This is a genomic window from Ruegeria sp. BHSA118 (assembly GCF_059613405.1).
The window spans coordinates 19470-41219 of record NZ_JBXWSM010000029.1 but is presented as its reverse complement, the minus strand read 5'-3'; the positions used below and the strand labels follow the sequence as shown (position 1 = coordinate 41219).

22 protein-coding genes are annotated in these 21750 nt (G+C 57.8%); 10 read left to right on the top strand and 12 right to left on the bottom strand.

Going from position 1 to position 21750, the window contains the following annotated elements; genetic code table 11:
• Window position 1: 1 nt before the first annotated feature.
• Together AC2FNN_RS10865 and AC2FNN_RS10860 are read right to left on the bottom strand one after the other, a co-directional pair.
• The gene (locus AC2FNN_RS10865; protein ID WP_171725308.1) at window positions 2-1144 is read right to left on the bottom strand and encodes an acyl-CoA dehydrogenase family protein; all 1143 of its coding nucleotides are present in this window, start codon (window positions 1142-1144) and stop codon (window positions 2-4) included.
• A 112-nt stretch (window positions 1145-1256) separates the two neighbouring features.
• Window positions 1257-2372 carry a carboxylate-amine ligase gene (locus AC2FNN_RS10860; protein WP_496758533.1) on the bottom strand — a complete coding sequence of 372 codons (1116 nt, stop codon included), beginning with the start codon at window positions 2370-2372 and terminating at the stop codon, window positions 1257-1259.
• Between the two features lie 137 nt (window positions 2373-2509).
• Here AC2FNN_RS10860 and AC2FNN_RS10855 point away from each other — a divergent pair, with 137 nt between their 5' ends.
• Window positions 2510-3361, top strand: a complete 852-nt coding sequence (locus tag AC2FNN_RS10855; RefSeq protein ID WP_496758532.1) for a class I SAM-dependent methyltransferase — start codon at window positions 2510-2512, stop codon at window positions 3359-3361.
• Window positions 3362-3432: 71 nt separating this feature from the next.
• Window positions 3433-3909 (top strand): fasciclin domain-containing protein, encoded by a 477-nt coding sequence (locus tag AC2FNN_RS10850; protein WP_496758531.1) that lies wholly within the window; start codon window positions 3433-3435, stop codon window positions 3907-3909.
• A gap of 68 nt (window positions 3910-3977) precedes the next feature.
• Here AC2FNN_RS10850 and AC2FNN_RS10845 read toward each other — a convergent pair whose 3' ends face one another.
• Together AC2FNN_RS10845 and AC2FNN_RS10840 are read right to left on the bottom strand one after the other, a co-directional pair.
• Window positions 3978-4562, bottom strand: a complete 585-nt coding sequence (locus AC2FNN_RS10845; RefSeq protein ID WP_496758541.1) for a L,D-transpeptidase — start codon at window positions 4560-4562, stop codon at window positions 3978-3980.
• A gap of 204 nt (window positions 4563-4766) precedes the next feature.
• The gene (locus AC2FNN_RS10840) at window positions 4767-6266 is read right to left on the bottom strand and encodes a CoA-acylating methylmalonate-semialdehyde dehydrogenase (RefSeq protein ID WP_496758530.1); all 1500 of its coding nucleotides are present in this window, start codon (window positions 6264-6266) and stop codon (window positions 4767-4769) included.
• A 104-nt stretch (window positions 6267-6370) separates the two neighbouring features.
• Between AC2FNN_RS10840 and AC2FNN_RS10835 the strand changes: the two genes are divergently transcribed.
• The 3 genes from AC2FNN_RS10835 to coaD all read left to right on the top strand — a co-directional run bounded on the left by AC2FNN_RS10835 (window position 6371) and on the right by coaD (window position 8348).
• Window positions 6371-7273 carry a LysR family transcriptional regulator gene (locus AC2FNN_RS10835; protein ID WP_496758528.1) on the top strand — a complete coding sequence of 301 codons (903 nt, stop codon included), beginning with the start codon at window positions 6371-6373 and terminating at the stop codon, window positions 7271-7273.
• Between the two features lie 60 nt (window positions 7274-7333).
• A complete protein-coding gene (locus tag AC2FNN_RS10830) occupies window positions 7334-7771 on the top strand; it encodes a CBS domain-containing protein (protein ID WP_496758527.1) in 438 nt (145 codons plus the stop codon).
• Window positions 7772-7856: 85 nt separating this feature from the next.
• Window positions 7857-8348, top strand: a complete 492-nt coding sequence (coaD, locus tag AC2FNN_RS10825; RefSeq protein WP_257600657.1) for a pantetheine-phosphate adenylyltransferase — start codon at window positions 7857-7859, stop codon at window positions 8346-8348.
• Here the strand turns inward: coaD and gap (AC2FNN_RS10820) are convergent.
• From gap (AC2FNN_RS10820) to gap (AC2FNN_RS10810), 3 genes are all read right to left on the bottom strand, one after another.
• Window positions 8340-9344, bottom strand: coding sequence for a type I glyceraldehyde-3-phosphate dehydrogenase (gene gap, locus AC2FNN_RS10820; protein ID WP_496758525.1), 1005 nt, complete (start codon window positions 9342-9344; stop codon window positions 8340-8342). The two genes, coaD and gap (AC2FNN_RS10820), sit on opposite strands and share 9 nt — an antisense overlap.
• An 82-nt stretch (window positions 9345-9426) precedes the next feature.
• Window positions 9427-9570 (bottom strand): hypothetical protein, encoded by a 144-nt coding sequence (locus tag AC2FNN_RS10815; RefSeq protein ID WP_496758524.1) that lies wholly within the window; start codon window positions 9568-9570, stop codon window positions 9427-9429.
• A gap of 72 nt (window positions 9571-9642) precedes the next feature.
• Window positions 9643-10644: a type I glyceraldehyde-3-phosphate dehydrogenase gene (gene gap / locus AC2FNN_RS10810; RefSeq protein WP_496758523.1), complete on the bottom strand. Its 1002-nt coding sequence runs from the start codon at window positions 10642-10644 to the stop codon at window positions 9643-9645.
• Between the two features lie 181 nt (window positions 10645-10825).
• On the opposite strand from gap (AC2FNN_RS10810), the gene AC2FNN_RS10805 reads away from it, so the two are divergent.
• Together AC2FNN_RS10805 and AC2FNN_RS10800 are read left to right on the top strand one after the other, a co-directional pair.
• Window positions 10826-11797, top strand: coding sequence for a DUF808 domain-containing protein (locus AC2FNN_RS10805; protein ID WP_496758522.1), 972 nt, complete (start codon window positions 10826-10828; stop codon window positions 11795-11797).
• 20 nt (window positions 11798-11817) lie between these two features.
• On the top strand, window positions 11818-12246 hold the full coding sequence (locus AC2FNN_RS10800; RefSeq protein ID WP_496758520.1) for a hypothetical protein: 429 nt from the start codon (window positions 11818-11820) through the stop codon (window positions 12244-12246).
• Between the two features lie 29 nt (window positions 12247-12275).
• Here the strand turns inward: AC2FNN_RS10800 and tkt are convergent, their stop codons facing one another.
• Window positions 12276-14300: a transketolase gene (gene tkt, locus AC2FNN_RS10795; RefSeq protein ID WP_496758518.1), complete on the bottom strand. Its 2025-nt coding sequence runs from the start codon at window positions 14298-14300 to the stop codon at window positions 12276-12278.
• A 236-nt stretch (window positions 14301-14536) separates the two neighbouring features.
• Between tkt and AC2FNN_RS10790 the strand changes: the two genes are divergently transcribed.
• From AC2FNN_RS10790 to AC2FNN_RS10780, 3 genes are read left to right on the top strand one after another with little or no spacing between them, the layout of a single operon-like run.
• Window positions 14537-15391 carry a hypothetical protein gene (locus AC2FNN_RS10790; RefSeq protein ID WP_496758517.1) on the top strand — a complete coding sequence of 285 codons (855 nt, stop codon included), beginning with the start codon at window positions 14537-14539 and terminating at the stop codon, window positions 15389-15391.
• Entirely contained in the window at window positions 15391-15786 is a 396-nt protein-coding gene (locus AC2FNN_RS10785; RefSeq protein ID WP_496758516.1) for a cell division protein ZapA, read from the top strand. Before AC2FNN_RS10790 ends, AC2FNN_RS10785 begins: the two co-directional genes overlap by 1 nt.
• On the top strand, window positions 15783-16130 hold the full coding sequence (locus AC2FNN_RS10780; RefSeq protein ID WP_496758515.1) for an MliC family protein: 348 nt from the start codon (window positions 15783-15785) through the stop codon (window positions 16128-16130). The genes AC2FNN_RS10785 and AC2FNN_RS10780 overlap by 4 nt, the downstream gene beginning before the upstream one ends.
• Before the next feature lie 6 nt (window positions 16131-16136).
• Here the strand turns inward: AC2FNN_RS10780 and grxD are convergent, their stop codons facing one another.
• The 4 genes from grxD to AC2FNN_RS10760 form a co-directional block, all read right to left on the bottom strand.
• Window positions 16137-16499: a Grx4 family monothiol glutaredoxin gene (grxD, locus tag AC2FNN_RS10775; protein ID WP_496758513.1), complete on the bottom strand. Its 363-nt coding sequence runs from the start codon at window positions 16497-16499 to the stop codon at window positions 16137-16139.
• 66 nt (window positions 16500-16565) lie between these two features.
• On the bottom strand, window positions 16566-16802 hold the full coding sequence (locus AC2FNN_RS10770) for a BolA/IbaG family iron-sulfur metabolism protein (protein ID WP_152457878.1): 237 nt from the start codon (window positions 16800-16802) through the stop codon (window positions 16566-16568).
• Between the two features lie 135 nt (window positions 16803-16937).
• Window positions 16938-19097 carry a phosphoribosylformylglycinamidine synthase subunit PurL gene (purL, locus tag AC2FNN_RS10765; protein ID WP_496758511.1) on the bottom strand — a complete coding sequence of 720 codons (2160 nt, stop codon included), beginning with the start codon at window positions 19095-19097 and terminating at the stop codon, window positions 16938-16940.
• Window positions 19098-19277: 180 nt separating this feature from the next.
• A complete protein-coding gene (locus tag AC2FNN_RS10760; RefSeq protein WP_496758510.1) occupies window positions 19278-21524 on the bottom strand; it encodes a mechanosensitive ion channel domain-containing protein in 2247 nt (748 codons plus the stop codon).
• Window positions 21525-21750 lie beyond the last annotated feature (226 nt).

The window sequence follows — 21750 nt, the reverse complement described above, 5'->3', positions numbered from 1 at the left end:
CTCAGCGATTGGCGAGCAACTGGCGTGAAACAATCACGCGCATGATCTCGTTCGTGCCTTCCAAAATCTGATGCACGCGAAGATCGCGCACAAGCTTTTCGATGCCGTAATCCGCAAGATATCCGTACCCGCCGTGCAGTTGCAGGCACTGATCCACCACTTTCGACCCGGTTTCGGTTACGAATTTCTTCGCCATGGCACAGAATTTCGTGGCATCGGGCGCGCCGTTGTCCAGTTTCCACGCCGCCTGGCGCAGGAAGGTGCGCGCGGCCTGCAATTCGATCTCCATATCCGCCAGACGGAACTGAAGGGCCTGGAACTGATCGATGGATTGACCAAACGCCTTGCGCTCGGACATGTATTGCAGGGTCATATCCAGCCCGGCCTGAGCAGCCCCAAGAGAACAGGCCGCGATATTGAGCCGCCCGCCATCGAGGCCCATCATAGCGTATTTGAAGCCGTCGCCTTCGGTGCCCACAAGGTTGCCAGCGGGAATTTTGCAGTCGTCGAACTGAACCTGCGCAGTGGGTTGGCTTTTCCAGCCCATTTTCTGTTCCAGCGCCCCAAAACTCAGCCCCGGCGTGCCATCCTCGACATATACGGTCGAGATCCCCTTGGGCCCATCCTGACCGGTGCGTACCATGCAAACATAGGCATCCGAATAGCCACCGCCCGAGATGAACGCCTTGGTACCGTTCAACGTATATCCTTCGTTGGTGCGTTCGGCGCGGGTTTTTAGCGCCGCCGCGTCAGAGCCGGAACCGGGTTCCGTCAGGCAATAGCTCAGAACTGTATTCAGGCTAAGAACATCCGGCATGATGCGCGCCTTTAGATCGTCATCCGCGAAATTGTCCAACATCTTGGCGCACATGTTGTGGATCGACAGGAAGGCGGCGACCGAGGGGCAGGCCATCGACAGGGCCTCGAAAACCAGCGTGGCATCCAGGCGGGTCAGATTTGAGCCTCCGCTTTCCTCGGATACATAAAGCGCGCCGAAACCAAGCTCGCCTATCTGGGGCCACAGGGTTTTGGGAATGGTTCCGTCCGCTTCCCACTGGCGCGCAAAGGGGGCGATGTTTTCCTGCCCGAACGCGTGCGCCATGTCGAATATGGCTGTTTGCTCCTCGCTGAGTGCGAAATCCATGACGCTCCCTCCCGTCGGCAATGAATTGAACGGTTGTTTATTTCTGAATTCTTACAGAAATTTTGCAGGCGCAACAATGAGTCGGTTGAAACGGGTCACAAGCCGGAAACGTTCAGAGATCGGCGTGAAATTCCTCGATCAGGTGGCGCACGACGGCCTGGCCCGGATCGTCACCTCGCGCTGATGCCTCGGCATGAATACGGCGTTGGCGCGTGGCGGAAGTGCCGTTTTCAGCAATCTGCCTGAGCCGTGCAAGCTCGGCCATTGTGCCAAGTGCTTCGGAGTCTTCTGCCAACAACCCCATGAGGTCGCCGATCAGTTCAGACATGGGTTTGACCGAACGGTCGCCGAAATCGATCAGCCCTTCACCCACTCCGTAGCGCTGCGCGCGCCAGCGGTTTTCGCCGATTAGGAAACGATCATATTGCCGCCAGCGCAGGTTGCGATCCTTCAGACGGCACAGCATCCGGGTCAATGCCTGAACCAGTGCCGCCAACGACAAAGTGTGTTCCAGACGGGGTTGAACATCCATGATCCGTGTTTCCAAAGTTGGGAAACGATGTGAAGGGCGCAGATCCCACCAGATCTTTGTGGTGTCTTCGATGACCCCAAGTTCGACCAGAATGCCTGTGGTCCGCTCATACTCGCCCCAACTGGCGAATACGGGCGGCAACCCGGTGCGGGGCAGGTTGTCGAACACCGTCAGCCGGTATGAAGACAGGCCGGTATCCTCGCCGTTCCAATAGGGCGAAGATGTGGACAGCGCCAGAAGATGAGGAAGAAAGTATGACAGTTGCGGCATCAGATCGGCGCGCAGGGCAGGGTCCTCGACCCCGACATGTACATGCATCCCGCAGATCAGCATCCGCCGGGCAACGCCGCCTAATGCATGTTGCAGCGCGTCATACCGTTCTTTCCGGGTGTGGTGTTGATCCTTCCAATTGGCGAACGGGTGGCACGAGACGGCTATAGGCGACAGGTTGTATTCGGCGGCCCGTTTCGAAACGCATGACCGCAGCCGCTTCAGATCTTCGCGCGCCGAAGCGACCGTGGCGTGCGGTCTGGTTCCAACCTCTATCTGGCATTGCAGGAACTCGGGGCTTACCTGACCTTCGAAGTCGCTTTGGCAGGCCGCCATCAGCGCTTCGGGGGCTTCGGACAATTGCAGGCTGTCACGATCCACCAACAGGTATTCTTCTTCGATCCCGAGTGTAAATTCCTGCTGCATGGGGCCTCTCGCAGTTGTCAGTTCCATCAGTGAATACGGAAATTTACGTTTTGCCAAGGGTTTGCCAGGCTGGCCCTTGCAGAGAAACGGTTCGCAACGGTAAGGAACACTGCATCACAGATCGCGGAGCCAGCGCCTTGAAACCCAGAAAATTCCCGAAGATCAACGCCGCCCTTGAAGAATTGGGGGTGAAACTGGTCGACAGAGTTACGGAACAGGATGAACGGGCGCGGCTGGAAGCCTTCGAAGCGGCGGGTGGGCTGACGCGTCCCGCCTATGCGTTGTCGCCGGGGATGGAGGGGTTCGACATCTCTCAACTGGTGGCGGAATACGGGCGTCACAAGGCGGCCCTGGAGGCGCTGAAAGATCCTGCACGCAACCAGACCGGTTATCGTACCGGCAATGGTTACTTTGACAGCCCGGATGCGGATGCATTGTATCTTATGATCCGCCGCTTTCAGCCCAAACGCGTGATTGAGGTCGGATGCGGCAATTCAACCCGTGTGACCCGTCAGGCAATCCTCGACGGCAATCTGGATACCACCATCACCGCGGTTGATCCGTACCCACGCGCCGATATCGCCCATGTGGTCGACCGGTTCGAACAAAAACGTCTCGAAGAAACAGACCCGGCACTGTTCGCAGAGCTGGAGGCCGGAGACATTCTGTTCATCGACTCCAGCCATGTTGTGCGGATGAGCAACGATGTCGCCCATCTGTTCTGTCGCATCATTCCGACACTGAAGCCCGGAGTGGTGATCCATGTGCACGATGTTTTTCTGCCCTACGAATACCCCAAGCGCTTCTTCTATGACTGCCCGGGCTGGGGTGAGCAGTACGTGTTGCACGGCTTGCTGCAATCTGGCGCGTATTCAATGCTTTGGCCGGGATATTACCTGCAACAGGACCGGCCCGATGCCGTTACCGCCTTGCCGTTTCTGGCCGAGGGGCGGGCGCAGAGCATCTGGGTGCAGCTCAAGGAAAACTGAAACCAGAGTGATCCATTGCGGCAAAAGGTCCGTATCCCTTTCCATAACACGCTGGAGAGGAGAAGACAGCCATGTTCCGTCGCACATTCATGGGCGCAGCCGCCGCACTTGCATTCGCCATGCCGCTCAAGGCTCAGGCCGCTGATATCGTCGACACCGCCGTTGCCGCCGGGTCGTTCAACACTTTGGTTGCCGCCGTCCAGGCCGCAGGTTTGGTTGACACGCTGAAAGGGGATGGTCCGTTCACAGTGTTTGCACCCACAGACGAAGCCTTTGCCGCGCTTCCGGAAGGCACTGTCGAGACGCTTTTGAAACCAGAAAACAAGGATCAACTGGTCGCGATCCTGACCTATCACGTGGTTCCGGCCAAGGTCATGTCCGGTGATATCGCTGGCAAACGCGCCAAGGTTCTGACCGTTCAGGGCGACCGGCTGAGCGTTAATGCCAGAAACGGTGTGAAAGTGAACGACGCCAAAGTCGTGCAGGCCGACATTGAAACCAGCAATGGCGTCATCCACGTCGTCGACGCGGTGATCCTGCCGGAATAAACGCCGGGTTCAAAAGACAACAAAGCCCCGGCGATCGACCGGGGCTTTTGCTGGTCAGAAAGGGTGGATCAGACCAGACGAACCTGCGTACCGACTTTGACCAGCGGATACAGTTCTTCGACATGCTGGTTGTACAGGCCGATGCAACCTGACGAGCTTTGACGACCGATCTTACGGGTGTCATGCGTGCCATGAACAAGGTAGGCAGGCCAATCCAGATACATGGCGCGGGTTCCCAGCGGGTTGCCGGGATCGCCACCTTCCATCCGAAGCGGCAGCGAAGGGTCACGTTCGCGCATTGACGGCGTGGGTGTCCAGCTTGGGAATTCCGTTTTGCGCACAACTTTCGTGTACCCGCGTTTGGTAAGCTCTTCGTTCATGGGCACGGAACTTGGGTACAGTTTGTAGGTGCCGTCAGGGTCCCAGTAATGGACGGCGCGGCTGGTGATGTCGGCCAACAGGCAACCAACGCCCAATTCATCGAAATGGTCCTGCCAGTTCTGTTGCGAGAAGGACGATATATTGCGCCGGACTGGTAATTGCGTACTGATCGCGTCTTCCGTTTCCGGGAAAGCATCCGTGCTTTGCGCCCGAACAAGGGCAGGTGTTGCCATCAAAGAGGCCACGCCCAGCAAGGCAGAGCGACGGGTCATGCGGGATTGGGACAAGGTTGCCTCCGATAAGTTCACTGCTCAGTACATTGTTCACGTTAAAATATGGGCGTTGGTTGATTTTTTCCAGAGTGAACCACTTGAATTTCCTGTGACCGGGCGGACGAAAGCAGGTTTTTCGGCGGAAAGATGCAAAAAGCCCGGCCGTTGAACGGGCCGGGCTTCAAGCGTCAGGAAGCTGTAGGGTCAGTCCATGGCCTTGAAGTTGAACTCGCCACCTTCCTTGATGCCCGACGGCCAGCGTGCGGTCACGGTTTTGGTGCGGGTGTAGAACTTGAAGCTGTCCGGGCCGTGCTGATTCAGGTCGCCGAACATTGATTTCTTCCAGCCGCCGAAGGTGTGATAGGCCAACGGAACCGGGATCGGAACGTTGATGCCCACCATGCCGATATTGATCCGGCTGGCGAAGTCACGTGCGGTATCGCCATCGCGGGTAAAGATCGCAGTGCCGTTGCCGTATTCGTGATCCATCGCCAGCTTCAGGGCCTCTTCGTAAGAACCCGCGCGCACGGTGGACAGAACCGGGCCAAAGATTTCCTGTTTGTAGATGTCCATCTCGGGGGTCACGTTGTCGAACAGGTGCGGGCCGACAAAGAAACCGTCCTCATAGCCTTGCAGGCTGAAGTCGCGGTTGTCGACAACCAGTTTCGCACCCTGTTCGACGCCAGAATTGATCAGGCCCAGAATGCGCTGTTTCGCGGCGGCGGTCACAACCGGGCCCATGTCGACGTCATCACCGGCAGTGTAGGGGCCAACCTTCAGCTTTTCGATACGCGGCACCAGTTTCTCGATCAGTGCGTCTGCGGTTTCTTCACCTACGGGAACAGCCACCGAAACGGCCATGCAGCGTTCGCCGGCTGCACCGAAACCGGCGCCAACCAGCGCGTCTGCGGCCTGATCCAGATCGGCGTCGGGCATGACGATCATGTGGTTCTTGGCACCGCCGAAGCACTGTGCTCGTTTCCCATTCGCGGTTGCGCGGCTGTAGATATACTGTGCGATCGGGGTTGAACCCACAAAGCTGACGCCCTGAATGATCTCGCTGTCGAGGATGGTGTCGACCGCTTCCTTGTCGCCATTTACGACCTGGAAAACGCCTTTGGGCAGGCCGGCTTCGACGAACAGTTCAGCCAGCATCAGGGGCACAGACGGGTCGCGTTCGGACGGTTTCAGAACAACGGCGTTACCGCAGGCCAGCGCAGGGCCAACGTGCCAGAGTGGCATCATGGCCGGAAAGTTGAACGGCATAATCGAGCCGACAACGCCCAGAGGCTGGCGCATTGAATACATGTCAATGCCGGGGCCCGCGCTGTCGGTAAACTCACCCTTCAGCATCTGCGGAGCGCCAATGCAGTATTCGATCACTTCCAGACCACGCTGCAAATCACCCTTGGCGTCGGGGATGGTCTTGCCGTGCTCACGGCTCAGCGCTTCGGCCAGTTTGTCCATGTCGCGATTCATCAGGCCGACCATGGCCATCATGACGCGCGCGCGTTTCTGCGGGTTGGTTGCGCCCCATGCGGGCTGGGCGGCGGCGGCGGCCTCGATCGCGGCGGTGGTCTCCGCTGCACTGGCCATCGGGCACTTGTATTGAACTTCACCCGTTGCCGGGTTGTAGACGTCGTCGAAACGACCGGACGTTCCGGCGACCATTTCGCCGTTCAGGAAATGGGTCAGGTCTTGCATCAATAGCTCCTCCGATAGATTTGCGCGCAGAATAGGCTTGCAGGAATCCCGCGAACAGAGGCAATGTCTCAAAAGAGTTTTGCAAAAATGCAAAAGGGATCAAAATGACCCCAAACTGGGATGATATGCGGATTTTTCTGGCTGTCGCGCGCGAGGAAAGCCTGTCTTCGGCAGGCCGCATCCTGAAGATCGACCCTGCCACCGTCGGTCGGCGCATTGCGCGCCTGGAGGCGACGCTGGATTCCACATTGTTCACCAAGTCGCAGCAAGGCTATGTTCTGACCCCGGCGGGACAGCGGCTGTTGGAACACGGGCTGCATGCAGAAGAGGCGATGCGCGCGGCGGCCGGGGCGGTAACAGGACCAACGAAAACCCTGACCGGGCAAATCAGGATTGGCGCGCCGGACGGCAGTGCCAACTATCTGCTGCCGCAGGTTTGCGCCAAAATCAGCGACGCAAACCCTGATCTGGACATTCAGATCCTGGCGCTTCCGCGTGTGATCAACCTGTCCCGTCGCGAGGCGGATATGGCGGTTACGGTCAGTGCGCCGACCGCCGGACAGCTGCTGGTGAAGAAAATCAGCGACTACAAGCTGCACATGGTCGCGACCGAAGAGTATCTGAAGCGACATGATCCGATCCGGAATATCGCTGACCTGAAGGGCCACAGGTTGATCGGCTATATCCCCGACATGATCTTTGACCGGGAACTTGACTACCTGAACGATATTGGCGTTGACCGTGTCGCTCTTGCATCGAATTCGGTATCGGTCCAACTGCGGCAGGTCTGTCTGGGAACAGGGGTTTGCGTGGCGCATGATTTCACGTTGCCGTTTCACCCGGGGCTTCGGAAAATCCTGACGGATCAAGTGAGTTTGACGCGCAGCTTCTATCTGGTCAGGCATCAGGGTGACCAGCGCAACGAGCGGTTGAACCGCTTTGCCGAAGCCCTGACACGCGGTATTCGCGATGAAGTGCTTCGTTTGGAAGCAGGCCCCGACGCTTGACAGGTCGCGGCAATCGCGCAACGCTTTGGAATAAGTGTTATTATTCCGGAGGTATTCTTCATGCTAGTTCAGGCCATCCTGAAGTCCAAAGCGACAGATGGTGTCGTGACCGTGGCGCCATCGGCGACAATCTCAGAGGCCTCGAAGATTCTTGCGGACAAGCGCATCGGTACGGTCGTTGTTTCCGACGATGGCGGCAATACTGCCGTCGGCATCCTTTCGGAACGTGACATCGTCCGGGAATTGGCGGCCAGCGGCAGTGGTTGTCTGAACCAACCGGTAAAGTCTTATATGACGCAGAACCTTGTCACGGCGACTCGTCAGACCACCGTGGAAGACATCATGTCCCGCATGACAGAGGGGCGCTTTCGCCACATGCCGGTGGTTGAAGACGGAAAACTCGTAGGCATTGTCACTTTGGGTGACGTGGTGAAGGCTCAGCTTTCCGAACTTGCGATGGAAAAAGATGCCCTCGAAGGCATGATAATGGGGCACTGACGGCAAGGGTTGCCCAAGCAATCACTTGCACCCGCAGCAAAGTTATGTTTGCTTGCGCAGAAATTTTGTTGCGCAGGAGGGCGCGATGCGGGTTGGATTGTATCCTGGTACCTTTGATCCCATCACCATGGGACACATCGATATCATCCGTCGGGCGGCAGCTTTGGTGGACAAACTGGTTATCGGTGTGGCCATCAACCGGGACAAGGGCCCTCTGTTCTCGTTGGAAGAGCGCGTGGCCATGATCGAAGCGGAATGCGCCCGGCTGTCCGAGCAGACCGGAACCGAAATCATCGCGCATCCCTTTGAAAACCTGCTGATTGATTGTGCGCGGGATGTCGGCGCACAAATCATCGTGCGCGGCCTGCGTGCGGTTGCCGATTTCGAATACGAGTTTCAGATGGTCGGCATGAACCGGGCTCTGGACGATTCGATCGAGACCGTGTTCCTGATGGCCGAAGCGCGCCATCAGGCGATTGCGTCCAAGTTGGTGAAGGAAATCGCCCGGCTGAACGGGGACGTGTCGAAGTTCGTCACGCCCCGTGTCAATGATGCGCTGAAACAAAGGTTAGGCTAGGGCACCCATTGCGGCCGCCGTATCCAGCATCCGGTTCGAAAAGCCCCATTCATTGTCGTACCACGCCAGCACACGAACCAAGGTGCCATCAGTGACTTTGGTTTCAGCCAGTGAAACGGTCGAGCTGTGCGGATCGTGATTGAAATCAATGGAAACCAGAGGGCGGCTTTCCGCGGCAAGCACGCCGGGGATCTTGGCAGCCGCATCGACGAACAGCTGGTTGACCTCTTCTTCGGTCGTGGGGCGTGAAACCTCGGCCACAAGATCAACGACCGAGACATTCGGGGTTGGAACGCGGATGGCCTGACCGGTCAGTTTTCCTTTGAGTTGCGGCAACACCAGGCCCACGGCAGCAGCAGCACCGGTTGTCGTGGGGATCATCGACAGCGCCGCCGCTCGGGACAGGTAGGGATCTTTTCCCACTGTATCATGCACCGGCTGACTGGCAGTGTAAGCGTGGACGGTGGTCATGTTGCCGTGCTTGATACCAAGGCCGGCATCCAGAGCCGCAGCGACCGGCGACAGGCAGTTGGTGGTGCAGGACGCGTTTGAGACCACCAGATCCCCGGCCGTCAGCTCGCCATCGTTGACACCAAAGACGATGGTTTTCACACCGCCGTCACCCCGCGCAGGGGCTGAGATCAGGACTTTCCGGGATCCGTTTTTGAAGTGACGTTCCGCCGCCTCGCGCGTACGAAACACACCCGTACATTCCAGAACGACGTCAATATCCGACCAGGGCAGATCCTCGGGGTTGCGCTCGCTGCTCAGCCGAATTGGACCACGACCCACGTCCAGACCTGCATCGCTGAGCGTAACAGGGTTGGGGTAGCGGCCGTGAACGCTGTCAAATTCGAACAGATGCGCGTTCATTTCGGGTTTGCCAAGATCGTTGATCGCGACGATCTCAACGTCCGTACGTCCGCTTTCCATCACCGCGCGCAGAACCCCGCGCCCGATCCGTCCAAATCCGTTGATCGCCAGTTTCAAGGTCATGGTCTGCTCCGTCCAAATGTCTCAGCAAGATGAGTTAGCGCTAACAATGACAGATCAAGCGAAATGTCAAGGAAAACCTCTGTCACCGCCAGAAAGCGAGCCAGTCCAGAAAGTCGTAAAGCTTCTTTCCTAGGAAAAGCAGATGTTCGGTGCCGTATAGCGCCACATCCAGCATGACACTGCCGAGCAGAAGAAGGCCGAGCCAGATAGCGATTTGGTTGGTCATGGCTGTCCCGAACGTAAAATGCCCGCTCAGATAACCTGAGCGGGCATCAAGGTACAAGCGAAGTCCGAAGGGTCAGTTAAGGCGGCCCATCGCAACAGCTACGTCGGCCATACGAACCGAGAAGCCCCATTCATTGTCATACCAGGCCAGAACGCGGACCATGCGGTCATCGACAACGCGTGTCTGATCCGGTGCAAAGATCGAGCTTTCCTCGGTGTGGTTGAAATCGGTCGACACCAGTGGCGCGGGCTCAAATCCCAGTACGCGCTGCATTGGGCCTTTGGCTGCTTCTTCGACGATTGCGTTGATCTCGGCCACCGAGGTGTCACGCGACGCGCGGAAGGTCAGGTCAACCGCAGAAACGTTCGGGGTAGGGACCCGGATGGCAGACCCGTCCAGACGGCCTTTCAGGTTTGGCAGAACTTCACCCAAAGCTTTGGCAGCACCGGTTGAGGTCGGAATCATCGACATCGCGGCAGCGCGGGCGCGATAGAGGTCACTGTGACGACGGTCAAGCGTGGGCTGGTCTCCGGTATAGGCGTGAATGGTGGTCATGATACCGTGTTCAATGCCGACACCTTCGTCCAGGACCTTGGCCAGCGGGGCCAGGCAGTTGGTGGTGCAAGAGCCGTTCGACACCATGTTGTCGTTCGCGGTCAGGGTGTTGTGGTTCACACCAAAAACGATGGTTTTGTTCACGTTCTTGCCGGGGGCGGACAGCAGCACCTTGCCCGCACCGCGATCCAGATGTGTTTTGGCCTTGGTGCCGTCATTGAATTTACCGGTGCACTCCAGAACGACGTCACAGCCTTCCCAGTCCAGTTCATTCATATCGTAGGTCGAAAACATCTGCATCGGGCCACGACCCAGATCCATCGTGTTGCCTTCGATCGAAACTTCGCGCGGGAACCGCCCATGAACGCTGTCATATTTCAGCAGATGCGCAGAGGTTTCCAATGGGCCGGTTGCGTTGACTTTGATCACTTCGATGTCGTTACGCCCCGACGCGGCGATGTGCGACAGGGTGCAGCGGCCAATACGGCCAAAACCATTGATACCGACCTTGATGGTCATGTGACGTCTCCTGATGCGCTTGCTTTGAGGGCCATATAGCGGCGAATTGGGAATCTCAAAAGGGCAAAAACGGTATATTTTTAAGGTGTTAGCGCAAACCTGCGACGGTTGCGCTAACGCTTGCGCTAGCCGTTGGATCAGGTAGGGTCCAGATGCGGCAGCGAAAGGGAAAGGAAACGCAATGAGTGGTCTTTTGGCCTTGTTGGACGATGTGGCCGGGATCGCCAAGGTTGCGGCGACATCGGTGGATGATGTCGTGGCTGCGGCGGGCAAGGCTGGGGCCAAGACTGCGGGAGTGATCATCGACGACGCCGCAGTGACACCAAAATACGTTCAGGGCTTTGCCCCGGCGCGCGAATTGCCGATCATCTGGCGTATCGCGCGCGGTTCGGTTTTCAACAAAATCATACTCCTGTTGCCGGTGGCCTTGTTGCTGGCCAATTTCGCCCCGTGGCTGATCACCCCCCTGTTGATGCTGGGGGGATCATATTTGTGTTTTGAAGGCGCCGAGAAGATTTTTCACGTCCTGTTTCCTCATGGCAGCCATGTCATTGAAGAGGATATGAAAAACCGGGACCCCGGCCATCTGGAAGAGCAGAAGGTCAAGGGCGCGATCAAAACTGATTTTATCCTCTCAGCCGAGATCATGACCATTGCACTGGCGGCGATCGAAGCCCCGAACCTATGGATGCAGGCCGCGACGCTGGCCGTTGTAGGGATAGGCGTGACGGTGGCCGTCTATGGGTCGGTGGCTCTGATCGTGAAAATGGATGATGTAGGGCTTTTTCTGGCGCAGAACGCGCCGACACCTATCGGTCGCGGTCTGGGCCGAGGGTTGGTCAAGGCAATGCCCGGGGTGATGAAAACCCTTTCGATTGTGGGAACTGCGGCGATGCTGTGGGTCGGTGGGTCAATTGTGATCCACGGGATGGAGGTGTTGGGCTTTGGATGGTTGGGCCATCATATCCATGATTGGGCTTATGCCATTGGGCATTCTGTATCCGCACAATGGACCGGCGCGGTGGAATGGTTGTCCAAGGCGACGATGGATGGGATTTTCGGGTTGGCCTGGGGGTTGGTCCTTATCCCGGTGGCCACGAAGGTGATTGCGCCTCTATTGCCATCCGGCCCCCCCAAAAACGATGACCACTAAAATAGCGAAAGAGAATACCTGTGAACGCAGCACGCACGTCAATTGTTAAGATCCTTTCAGGGCCCAGCCCTAGTCAGCAAGGTGTTAATAGCGCCGCAAGCGATGGGCTGGGCTCAGTGGTTTCGGCGATGAGCGCGGCCGCGGGCCTGATGCCTTTTGATCCAAAAGAGTTGTTCAGTGTATTGCACTTTCGCATTCACTCAGCACAGGAAGCAAAAAAGCGCAGTGGCTGGATGGGTGGGCGAATTTACAATCGCTTCACTGGACAAGCAGCTGAATACATACAACTTTCAGGAACTCATCTTGTGCAGACGTTTTCTGCCGCTGGAATTCAGGCACCGGACTTTGTCACCGCCAGGGGACAATATGAGTTGCGGTTGGACTACGCTCAGCAAGCATATGATGCTTTGAAGGCGCAGTTTGAAGCAGAAGAAAAAAAGGGCGGCTGACACCGCCCTTATTACTGGTTTTCTGTAGCTTAAAGCCCCAGCAATTCCTTGACCTTGGCAACGGTCTCTTCGGCGGTGATGCCGAAATGCTTGTACAGCTCACCGGCAGGGGCCGAGGCACCAAAGCTCGACATACCGATGAAGCCTGACTTGGCTTCGCGGCCACGTTCACCCAGCAGCCAGCGATCCCAGCCACCGGCGCGCACGGCGGCCTCGATGCCGACGCGGACCGGACCGGCGGGCAGTACCCGCTTGCGATAGGCTTCGTCCTGCTCTGCGAACAGTTCCATGCAGGGCATCGAGACGACGCGGGTGCCGATGCCTTCGCCCTCGAGCATCGCTTTGGCTTCCATGGCCAGCGACACTTCGGAACCTGTGGCAATCAGGATCGCCTGACGCTTGCCTTCTGCTTCGGCCAGAACGTAAGCACCCTGCGCGGTCAGGTTCTTGGTCTTGTGATCCTTGCGCACGGTCGGCACGCCCTGGCGGGTCAGCGACAGGACCGAGGGGCTGTCCTTGAAGGTCAGCGCCAGTTCCCAGGCTTCCGCGGTTTCGATCGTATCGGCGGGACGGAACACATAGGTGTTCGGTGTCGCGCGCGAGATGGCCAGATGTTCCACCGGCTGGTGGGTCGGGCCGTCCTCGCCCAGACCGATCGAGTCATGGGTCATCACAAAGACGCTGGGGATCTTCATCAGTGCCGCCAGACGCATCGATGGGCGGGCATAATCGGTGAAGGCCATGAACGTACCGCCATAGGGGCGGATACCGCCATGCAGCGCCATGCCATTCATCGCAGCGGCCATGCCGTGTTCACGGATACCGTAATGGATGTAGCGGCCCTTGCGGTTTTCCGGCAGGAACACGCCCATATCAGCCGATTTTGTGTTGTTCGATCCGGTCAGGTCGGCCGAACCCCCAACAGTCTCGGTCATGATCGGGTTCACAACGTTCAAAACTTTTTCGGACGAGGCGCGGGTGGCCAGTTTCGGCTGTTCTTCAGACATCTGCTTTTTGAACGCACGAATGGCGCCAGCCAGCCGCTTGGGGGCTTCAAACGCATAGGCGCGGTTGAATTCGGCCTGCTTCCTCTCGGAAAGCTGCGCGAAACGTTCTTCCCAAGCAGCACGTTCGTCTGCGCCACGTGCCCCAATCGCTTCCCAAGCGGATTTGACGTTGGCTGGAACTTCAAAAGTGTCGTGCGGCCAGCCATAGGCTTCTTTCGCGGCTTTCAGCTGATCCTGATCTGTCAGTGCCCCATGACCTTTCGAGGTGTCCTGCGCAGCATGACCCAGAGCGATATGGGTTTCACAGGCAATCATGGTCGGTTTCTTCGACTTTTTCGCCTGAACAATGGCCGCATCGATGGCTTTGGGGTCATGGCCGTCGATTTCAATCACATGCCAGCCAGAGGCCGCAAACCGGCGGACCTGATCGGTGCGGTCGGCAATATCGACGGTGCCGTCGATGGTGATGTTGTTGTTGTCCCAGAAGACGATCAGTTTGCTCAGCTCGTGACGACCGGCCAATGTGATCGCTTCCTGACTGACGCCTTCCATCAGACAGCCGTCGCCCGCGATCACGTAAGTATAGTGATCCACGACCTTCTTGCCGTAATGCGCGCACTGGATTTCCTCGGCCATGGCAAAACCCACGGCGTTCGAAATACCCTGACCAAGCGGGCCGGTCGTGGTTTCAATACCGTCGATAAGAAAGTTTTCAGGGTGGCCCGCGGTTTTGGCGCCCAACTGGCGGAAATTCTTGATCTCTTCCAGCGTCACATCGGCATGACCGGTGAGATAGAGCAGCGAATAGACCAGCATCGAACCGTGGCCAGCCGACAGGATGAACCGATCGCGGTCTGGCCAGTTCGGGGCCGAGGCGTCGAATTTCAGGTGCTTTTCGAACAGGACGGTCGCAACATCGGCCATGCCCATGGGCATGCCGGAATGGCCGGAATTTGCGGCGGCGACGGCGTCAAGGGTCAGGGTGCGGATGGCCGCAGCTTTGTCCCAGTGTTCGGGGTTGGCTTTGCGCAGCGCAGTCAGGTCCACGGGCGTTGTTCCTTCGGATAAAAAGCAGATTGCGCGCTCAATACCATTCAGCACCCAAAGTGCAAGCGGAACCGGGCCTTGGCAGCGCCCGATAGGTGAAGAGCGCGGCCCAAGTGATTGAAACCAAACAGTGGGTATTTTCTGTCGCATTCCGTTAGACTGTCGGCAAGCGGGATTCGGTTTTGATTCGGATCACTTCGCGACAGAATGAACCTTGATAAAGAGGTGACAGGGGCATGAGCCAGTTAGAGGAACTACAGCACCGTATTATTGCTGCGATGGATCGTATCAGTGCGGGCGTCGAGGGGTTGGGCGGTGCATCCCGGAATGCTGAGGTAAGTGAGAGGCTTCAGGCCGAACTTGAAGACGAAAGAGTTGCCAATGCGCAGCTTCAGGAACGACTGAAGACCCTGAAAGAGCAGCACGAAAATCAAGTGGACGCGCTGCGTGCCGAACTGGAAGAGCAGCGCACGGAACCAGCGGATGCCGCAGATGCGGATGCACTGCGCGCAGAGCTGGAGGAAGCCAGGGCGAAAATCGCGTCTGTCGAAGCGGCCCGCGCCGAGCTGGCCGAGGCCAAGGCGGCCTTGGACAACAGTGCCGAACTGGACGCATTGAGGGCCGAGAACGAAAGGCTGCGCGCCGGACTTGAGGGCATCGAAGATCCTTCGGCGTTGAAAGCCGAGCTTGAGCAATTGCGTGAATTGCTTGCTCAGGCAAAAGAAGTCGAGGCGGAAAACAGCCGCCTCAAGGCAGAGCTTGAAGATACGGAACGGGTCGATGATCTGAGCGCCGAGCTTGAGATGCTGCGGGCCGAACGGGCCAGCCATGGCGCTGCGATGTCCCGGCTGGATGACGATCTGCAACGTATGCGCAAGGCGAACGAGCAGTTGCGGAATTCGGTCGAAGAATTGCGTTCTGCGGCCGCAGAAGGGCTGACGGATGCCGAATTGCTGAACCGCGCCACTGTTGCCGAGTTGGAGGCGACACGTGCGGCGCAGGCTTCGGACGCCGCCGAAGCGCAGGCCGTTTTGGCACGGTTGGAACCTCTGCTGTCGCAGGCAAAACTTGTAGAAGGTGAGGTAGAGTAATGCCCGAGGTAACCATTCATATTGGCGGGCGCGGTTTTGACGTGTCCTGCCGGGACGGGGAAGAACCCTTTCTGCACGCGGCCGCCAAAATGCTGGATGACGAAGCGCAGGTTCTTTCCGATCAGATTGGGCGGATGCCGGAAGCGCGCATGTTGCTGATGGCGGGTCTGCTGTTGGCTGACAAGACGGCGGCAACGGAAGACAAGGTCAAGTCGCTGGAGACCAGGCTGGCCGAGACCGAGGCCGAGCTGCAATCGCTGCGAAATGCGCCCGCGCCGGAACCTGAACGCATTGAAGTCGCGGTGGTGCCGCCATCCGTCACCGATACGCTGGCCGAGCTGGCAGCGCGTGCGGAAGCATTGGCTTCGGTCGTCGAGGAGAAGAAAGCACAATGACGTATCTGCGCACTTTCTTCTGCGGTGCTTTGCTTGCTTTCCCGGCAACAGCGGCACTCGCCGAAATCGACATTCTGTCTGTCACCTTCACCTGCGAGAACGGCGTGCCGTTGCCGGTGACCTATTTCAACGCGCCCGACGGTTCAGGTGCGGCGGCGACGATGGTGGACAATACTTTGGTCGCGATGCGCCAGGTCGAAAGCGGGTCGGGCATCCGATATGAATCTCTCGGAGCCGAAGGAACCTATATCTTGCGCTCAAAAGGCTGGAACGCGTCGATTAGCTATTTGGCGGCGGGTGCCGCCAATGAGCAGGCGATTTATCAGGATTGTTCCAGCCGATAGACCGCTTTACGCGTTTGCTTCGCGGATTTTGTCGGCTGCTTCCTTGTTGTAGCCGACTTCGTTTTCGTCAAACAACGTGTCCAGTTCACCCGAAAGGGTCATCTCGGTGATGATGTCGCAGCCCCCAACGAACTCGCCTTTGACATAAAGCTGCGGCACGGTTGGCCAGTCGGAATAGTCCTTGATGCCCTGACGCACGTCTTCGTCGGCCAGAACGTTTACGTCGGTGTATTCGACGCCCATATAGTTCAGAACGCCAGCCACGCGGGACGAGAAACCGCATTGTGGCATCTCCTTGGTGCCTTTCATGTACAGCACCACGTCATTGGTTTTGACGGTTTCGTCGATCTGGGTTTTTACGTCGGTCATTTTGCGTTTCCTATTCGTTTCTCCAACGGGAGAGTCATATGTTCGCCTCGAAAGAAGCCGAGAAGCTTATTCTGGCACTTTGGTGGTCAGCGCCAGCGCGTGCAATTCTCCGTCCGGGCCGTCCATCTTGCCTTTCAGCGCGGCATATACGGCACGTTGCTGTTGGACCCGGTTTTTTCCGCGAAAGCTTTCGTCCACCACCATGGCAGACATATGAACACCGTCATTTCCGCCGACCTGAATCTCGGCATCAGGAAAGGCTTCGCGCAGCAGGTGTTCGATTTCGTGGGCGCTCATCGGCATGTAGGTAACTCCAGAAGGTCTTTCCCAAGATGTAGAGCGCATGAACCGGGCGTGCAAGAGCACTGGCACATGCAAAAACAACCAAACCCGCACCGGATCACGACGCGGGTTTCGATTGGCATTCGCGTGGCGTTGTCAGGCGACGGCCTCGGCAAAGCTGTTGCGGTAAATCGCGGCAAGTTCATCAAGCGAGGCTTCCGAGCTGCCGATCTTGACCGTCTCGCCGGTAAAACGACCAACCGCATTCAGTGGAACGCCGGCCTGACCGGCCGCAATCATCAATGCCTCGGCCTGATCGAAATTGCACGCAACCAGATAGCGGGCCTGATCTTCACCGAATAGGAATTCAGTCGGGGCATCGTCCAGACATACGCCAACACCTGTGGCTTCTGCCAACTCAAAAGCTGCCAAGGCGATACCGCCATCGCTGAGGTCGGTGCAGGCCTTGATCATCTCGCGGTTGGCGCGGATGAAATCACCGTTTCGCTTTTCGGCATCCAGATCGACATGCGGGGCGTCGCCGTCTTCCCGGTTGAACACTTCGGCCAGAAGGGCGGATTGACCCAGATGCCCCTTGGTTTCACCGATCACCAGAGCGACGTGGCCTTCGCGCACCTCGTTGCCGATGACCTCGTCCGAGTGCTGCAACAGGCCGACTGCGCCAATGGTGGGGGTCGGTAGAATGGCCTGCCCGTCGGTCTCATTGTACAGAGAGACGTTGCCCGACACGATCGGCATATCCAACGCGCCGACTGCGGCGCCGATGCCCTGAATGGCACCGACAAACTGGCCCATGATCTCGGGCTTTTCGGGGTTGCCGAAGTTCAGGTTGTCCGTGGTGGCCAGCGGCTTGGCTCCGACGGCAGTCAGGTTGCGATAGGCTTCGGCCACGGCTTGTTTGCCGCCCTCAAAAGGGTTTGCGCGCACATAGCGCGGGGTCACGTCGGATGTGAAGGCAAGCACCTTGTCGGTCCCGTGGACGCGGACCATGCCCGCACCCAGACCCGGCGTGCGGACGGAATCTGCCATCACCATGGTGTCGTACTGTTCATAGACCCACTGCTTGCCTGCGTAGTTGGGCGAAGCGAGCAGGGCGCGCAGCCCGTCAATCGGGTCGATCTGGGGCACTTCGGCCAGTTCTTCTGCCTGTGGTGTAGGCTCCCATGGGCGGTCGTATTCCGGCGCGGTAGAAGACAGTTTGGACAGAACCAGATCGGCTTTGACTTCACCGTTATGCATGATCAGAAAGCGGTCTTCGGCAATGGTTTCGCCAACGATCGCGAAATCGAGATCCCATTTTTCGAACACGGCGCGGGCCTCGGCCTCAAGCTCGGGCTTAAGGACCATCAGCATACGCTCCTGAGACTCGGACAGCATCATCTCATAGGCTGTCATGTTTTCTTCGCGCTGAGGAACGTTTTCCAGATCAAGACGTACGCCAAGGCCACCTTTGTCACCCATTTCAACGGCCGAGCAGGTCAGGCCCGCTGCGCCCATGTCCTGGATCGAGATCACGGCACCGGTCTGCATGAGTTCCAGCGTCGCCTCCATCAGGCGTTTTTCGGTGAAGGGGTCGCCGACCTGAACGGTGGGGCGTTTTTCTTCGATTGTGTCGTCGAATTCGGCGGATGCCATTGTCGCGCCGCCCACGCCATCACGCCCGGTTTTTGCGCCCAGATAGACGACGGGCATACCCACGCCCGACGCGGCCGAATAGAAGATCTTGTCACTGTCAGCCAGACCGGCCGCAAACGCATTTACAAGGCAGTTGCCATTGTATGCGGGGTGAAAGCGCACTTCGCCACCGACGCAAGGCACGCCAAAGCAGTTGCCATAGCCGCCGATACCCTCGACCACGCCGTTGACCAGTTGACGGGTCTTGTGGTGGCCGGGTTCGCCAAAGGACAATGCGTTCATGGATGCAATAGGACGAGCGCCCATGGTAAAGACGTCGCGCAGGATGCCCCCTACGCCGGTCGCTGCACCCTGATAGGGTTCGATGTAAGACGGGTGGTTGTGGCTTTCCATCTTGAAAACAACAGCCTGACCGTCGCCAATGTCCACCACACCTGCATTTTCACCGGGTCCGCAGATCACCTGGGGCCCGGAGGTGGGCAGGGTGCGCAGCCATTTCTTGGAAGATTTGTAGGAACAGTGCTCGTTCCACATCGCCGAGAAAATGCCGAGCTCGGTGAAAGTAGGTTCACGCCCGATGATCTCGAGGATCATGTCATATTCCTCGGGCTTGAGCCCGTGTGCGGCAATCAGATCGGGTGTGATGGCGGGCTCTTGCATCTTCTGTCCTGTGTCCAAGTGGGCCGAGATTGCGCGCCTTGTAGGGCAAGCGCGCGCGTGTGGAAAGGGTCAAGACGGCGCAGGTTGCGTCTTTCAAAGAAAAACGGAACCGGCATCACTGCCGGTTCCGGATGTATGCGCCCCGAAATGGGTGCATGCAGCTGGCGTGGACCGCGAAGCTTACGCCGATCCCTGATCCTTGTTGAGCTGCGCTGCGGCTGCGGCGCCAACAGCCGTCTTCTGTTCCGGGGTCAGGTTTTCATTGTCGTCCAGCCCCGGAATCGCAACGCGCACCTCGCGGCGGGCAAAGTCGATGCCGTTTTCCTTGAAGGCCGCCTTGACCCGGTTGAAGATCTCCTTGCGCAGTGTGAACTGCTTGCCGGGCTTGGCCATGAACTTGCCGCGGATGATCATGCCGACATCGTCAAAGTCGAACACACCTTGCGATTTGAACGGTTGCAGGAAGCCATCCTTGTGGGTCTCGTCCTCCATCATCTCAGCACCGATCTTCTTGAAGATCTTCTTGACCTTGTTGGGATCGGTGTCGAACGGCACGGTGAATTTCAGCTTCATGATCACCCAGTCGCGGCTGAAATTTGTCAGCTTCTGAATCTCACCATACGGAATCGTGTGTACGGGGCCGCGATGGTGACGCAACTGCATGGAGCGAACCGAGATTTTCTCGACGGTTCCCATCGTGCCGCCAACATCGACATATTCTCCGACGCGGAAGGCATCGTCGATCAGGAAGAAAACCCCGCCCACGATGTCAGCAACCAGCTTCTGCGCACCAAAACCGATCGCCAGACCCAGAACACCGGCACCAGCCAAAAGCGGCGTGATATTGATGCCCAATGCACCCAGCGCCAGCAGGCCAAAAATCACGGCAATCGTGATCTGGGCCGTGATCCGCATCAGGGGCAGAACCGTCGCCAGACGAGAGCCGCCGGCACCGCCGCCTTCACCGCCTGCTTCTTCGTCCAGCGCCTCGGCCGCAGTCTGTTCCTTGGCCAACCGGCGGTTGATCCAGAGTGAGACGACCTCGTTCAGGATATAGCCAACGGCAATGATCAGCAGGAATTCGATCACAGCACCGCCGACTTCGGCACTGACACCGGCCGACGCGACATTGCGCAGATCAAGATGCCATGCACGTGCAATCATGAAAACCACGACCAAGCCCGCGATAACGCGACCAATCCGGATATAGCTGCGTTTCGCGGAACGGTAGGCGCGTTCGGCAAGAGGACCTTCACCCGACATGGGCGGTTGCAAATGCCGCACGAGACCACGGATCAGCGTATCCAGCGCAGGGGCAATCAACAACCAGAACATCGTCGTGAAATGCGCACCACTGGTCAGCAATCTCAATGTTGCCGGATCACGCTGCGCGACCAGGAACTCGACCAGCAGCCAGATTGCCACCGAAACGCCGATGGCAAAATAGGGGTAATAATGCGCAACTTCTTCATCGAATTTCGTGTGATCCGGGTCTGTCCCCAGCATCATCTGCGACAGTCCTTCACGCGCGGTCCAGGCGATTACGGCGACATAGACGTGAATTGCTGCGTTCAGCCAGAAGCCGATGCGGGTATCGTCACCCGTGATGCCATTGAGCGCGTTGAACCGAACGACGAACAGCGTGAAACCGATCAGGATCAAAAGGCCGATCAGGTTGCGGTGCAGGTACTTTGCCCAGTGGTCGTCGATATTGACCAACCGAAATTGCGGCTTCTCTGGTGCCAGAACAAACCGGGAGGCAGCGGCACCCAAACGCGGCACCCAGATAAGATAGAATACAAACGGTGCAGCATAGGTGATCTGTTCCGTTGTCAAAAGACCGCGGCCAACCGCGCGGATCACGACATAGAAAACGATCAGACCGGCGATTTCCCGGCAGAACCGACGAAACAGGTATCTGACGGCGCCCCAAAGGTCGGCCTCGTCCGCGGCTTCGGTTGCTTCATGCCAGCGGCGGGTCAGGAAGATGAACAGCTTTTCCGCAATGAACCCGACGACAAGCACAGAGAGGACAAGCCCCATAAGTGTAAAGACGCCAGTCGTTCCGAACGTATCGCTAAAATTGCTGAACGCGGTAATCTGCGCGGTCACTATGTTGGGAAGCGTGGTCAGAACATGTGTCCAGGACGCGACCATGGCTGCCCAGATCTCGCTTATCTCGGTCAACGGGTCTTCTACGTTTGCTTTCTCGGCGGCTTGTTTTTCCGCCACGGCATCAAGGCGTTCCAACAGAATTGCGCGAACTTGGTCATCGGACATGCGAGCAACAAGATCGTCGACCTGTTCGGGCGTGAGGTCTTCCGGAATGGTCACTGTAGAAGCTGAACCGGCGTCCTGTGCGTATAGTGGCACTGCCATAAACAATGCAGAGACGAGCGCCAAAACCAGGCGGAGTGGGTGGAACATGTATTTTCCCTCAAACACGAAATTGTATCGTTTTTTGGGGATCATATGCCTATGCGTGTATTTTTCCCAGAGCTTTCGCAGACTTAATGCAGGGTCCAGCCAAAAAAAAGGCCGAGCAATAAGCTCGGCCGTAGTCCAACAGGGAGGTATGAAGATGATGAGCGTTTCAGCATCACCGCCTTCGAGTGCTCATTTAGGGGTCAGATTGTGAACGTTCAAGGCAATT

Bases quoted from the DNA above. Each gene is read 5' to 3' on its own strand.
- AC2FNN_RS10865 (WP_171725308.1), bottom strand. From the start codon at position 1,144: ATGGATTTCGCACTCAGCGAGGAGCAAACAGCCATATTCGACATGGCG.
- AC2FNN_RS10860 (WP_496758533.1), bottom strand. From the start codon at position 2,372: ATGCAGCAGGAATTTACACTCGGGATCGAAGAAGAATACCTGTTGGTG.
- AC2FNN_RS10850 (WP_496758531.1), top strand. From the start codon at position 3,433: ATGTTCCGTCGCACATTCATGGGCGCAGCCGCCGCACTTGCATTCGCC.
- AC2FNN_RS10845 (WP_496758541.1), bottom strand. From the start codon at position 4,562: ATGACCCGTCGCTCTGCCTTGCTGGGCGTGGCCTCTTTGATGGCAACA.
- AC2FNN_RS10840 (WP_496758530.1), bottom strand. From the start codon at position 6,266: ATGCAAGACCTGACCCATTTCCTGAACGGCGAAATGGTCGCCGGAACG.
- AC2FNN_RS10835 (WP_496758528.1), top strand. From the start codon at position 6,371: ATGACCCCAAACTGGGATGATATGCGGATTTTTCTGGCTGTCGCGCGC.
- AC2FNN_RS10830 (WP_496758527.1), top strand. From the start codon at position 7,334: ATGCTAGTTCAGGCCATCCTGAAGTCCAAAGCGACAGATGGTGTCGTG.
- coaD (WP_257600657.1), top strand. From the start codon at position 7,857: ATGCGGGTTGGATTGTATCCTGGTACCTTTGATCCCATCACCATGGGA.
- gap (WP_496758525.1), bottom strand. From the start codon at position 9,344: ATGACCTTGAAACTGGCGATCAACGGATTTGGACGGATCGGGCGCGGG.
- AC2FNN_RS10815 (WP_496758524.1), bottom strand. From the start codon at position 9,570: ATGACCAACCAAATCGCTATCTGGCTCGGCCTTCTTCTGCTCGGCAGT.
- gap (WP_496758523.1), bottom strand. From the start codon at position 10,644: ATGACCATCAAGGTCGGTATCAATGGTTTTGGCCGTATTGGCCGCTGC.
- AC2FNN_RS10805 (WP_496758522.1), top strand. From the start codon at position 10,826: ATGAGTGGTCTTTTGGCCTTGTTGGACGATGTGGCCGGGATCGCCAAG.
- AC2FNN_RS10790 (WP_496758517.1), top strand. From the start codon at position 14,537: ATGAGCCAGTTAGAGGAACTACAGCACCGTATTATTGCTGCGATGGAT.
- AC2FNN_RS10785 (WP_496758516.1), top strand. From the start codon at position 15,391: ATGCCCGAGGTAACCATTCATATTGGCGGGCGCGGTTTTGACGTGTCC.
- AC2FNN_RS10780 (WP_496758515.1), top strand. From the start codon at position 15,783: ATGACGTATCTGCGCACTTTCTTCTGCGGTGCTTTGCTTGCTTTCCCG.
- grxD (WP_496758513.1), bottom strand. From the start codon at position 16,499: ATGACCGACGTAAAAACCCAGATCGACGAAACCGTCAAAACCAATGAC.
- AC2FNN_RS10770 (WP_152457878.1), bottom strand. From the start codon at position 16,802: ATGCCGATGAGCGCCCACGAAATCGAACACCTGCTGCGCGAAGCCTTT.
- purL (WP_496758511.1), bottom strand. From the start codon at position 19,097: ATGCAAGAGCCCGCCATCACACCCGATCTGATTGCCGCACACGGGCTC.
- AC2FNN_RS10760 (WP_496758510.1), bottom strand. From the start codon at position 21,524: ATGTTCCACCCACTCCGCCTGGTTTTGGCGCTCGTCTCTGCATTGTTT.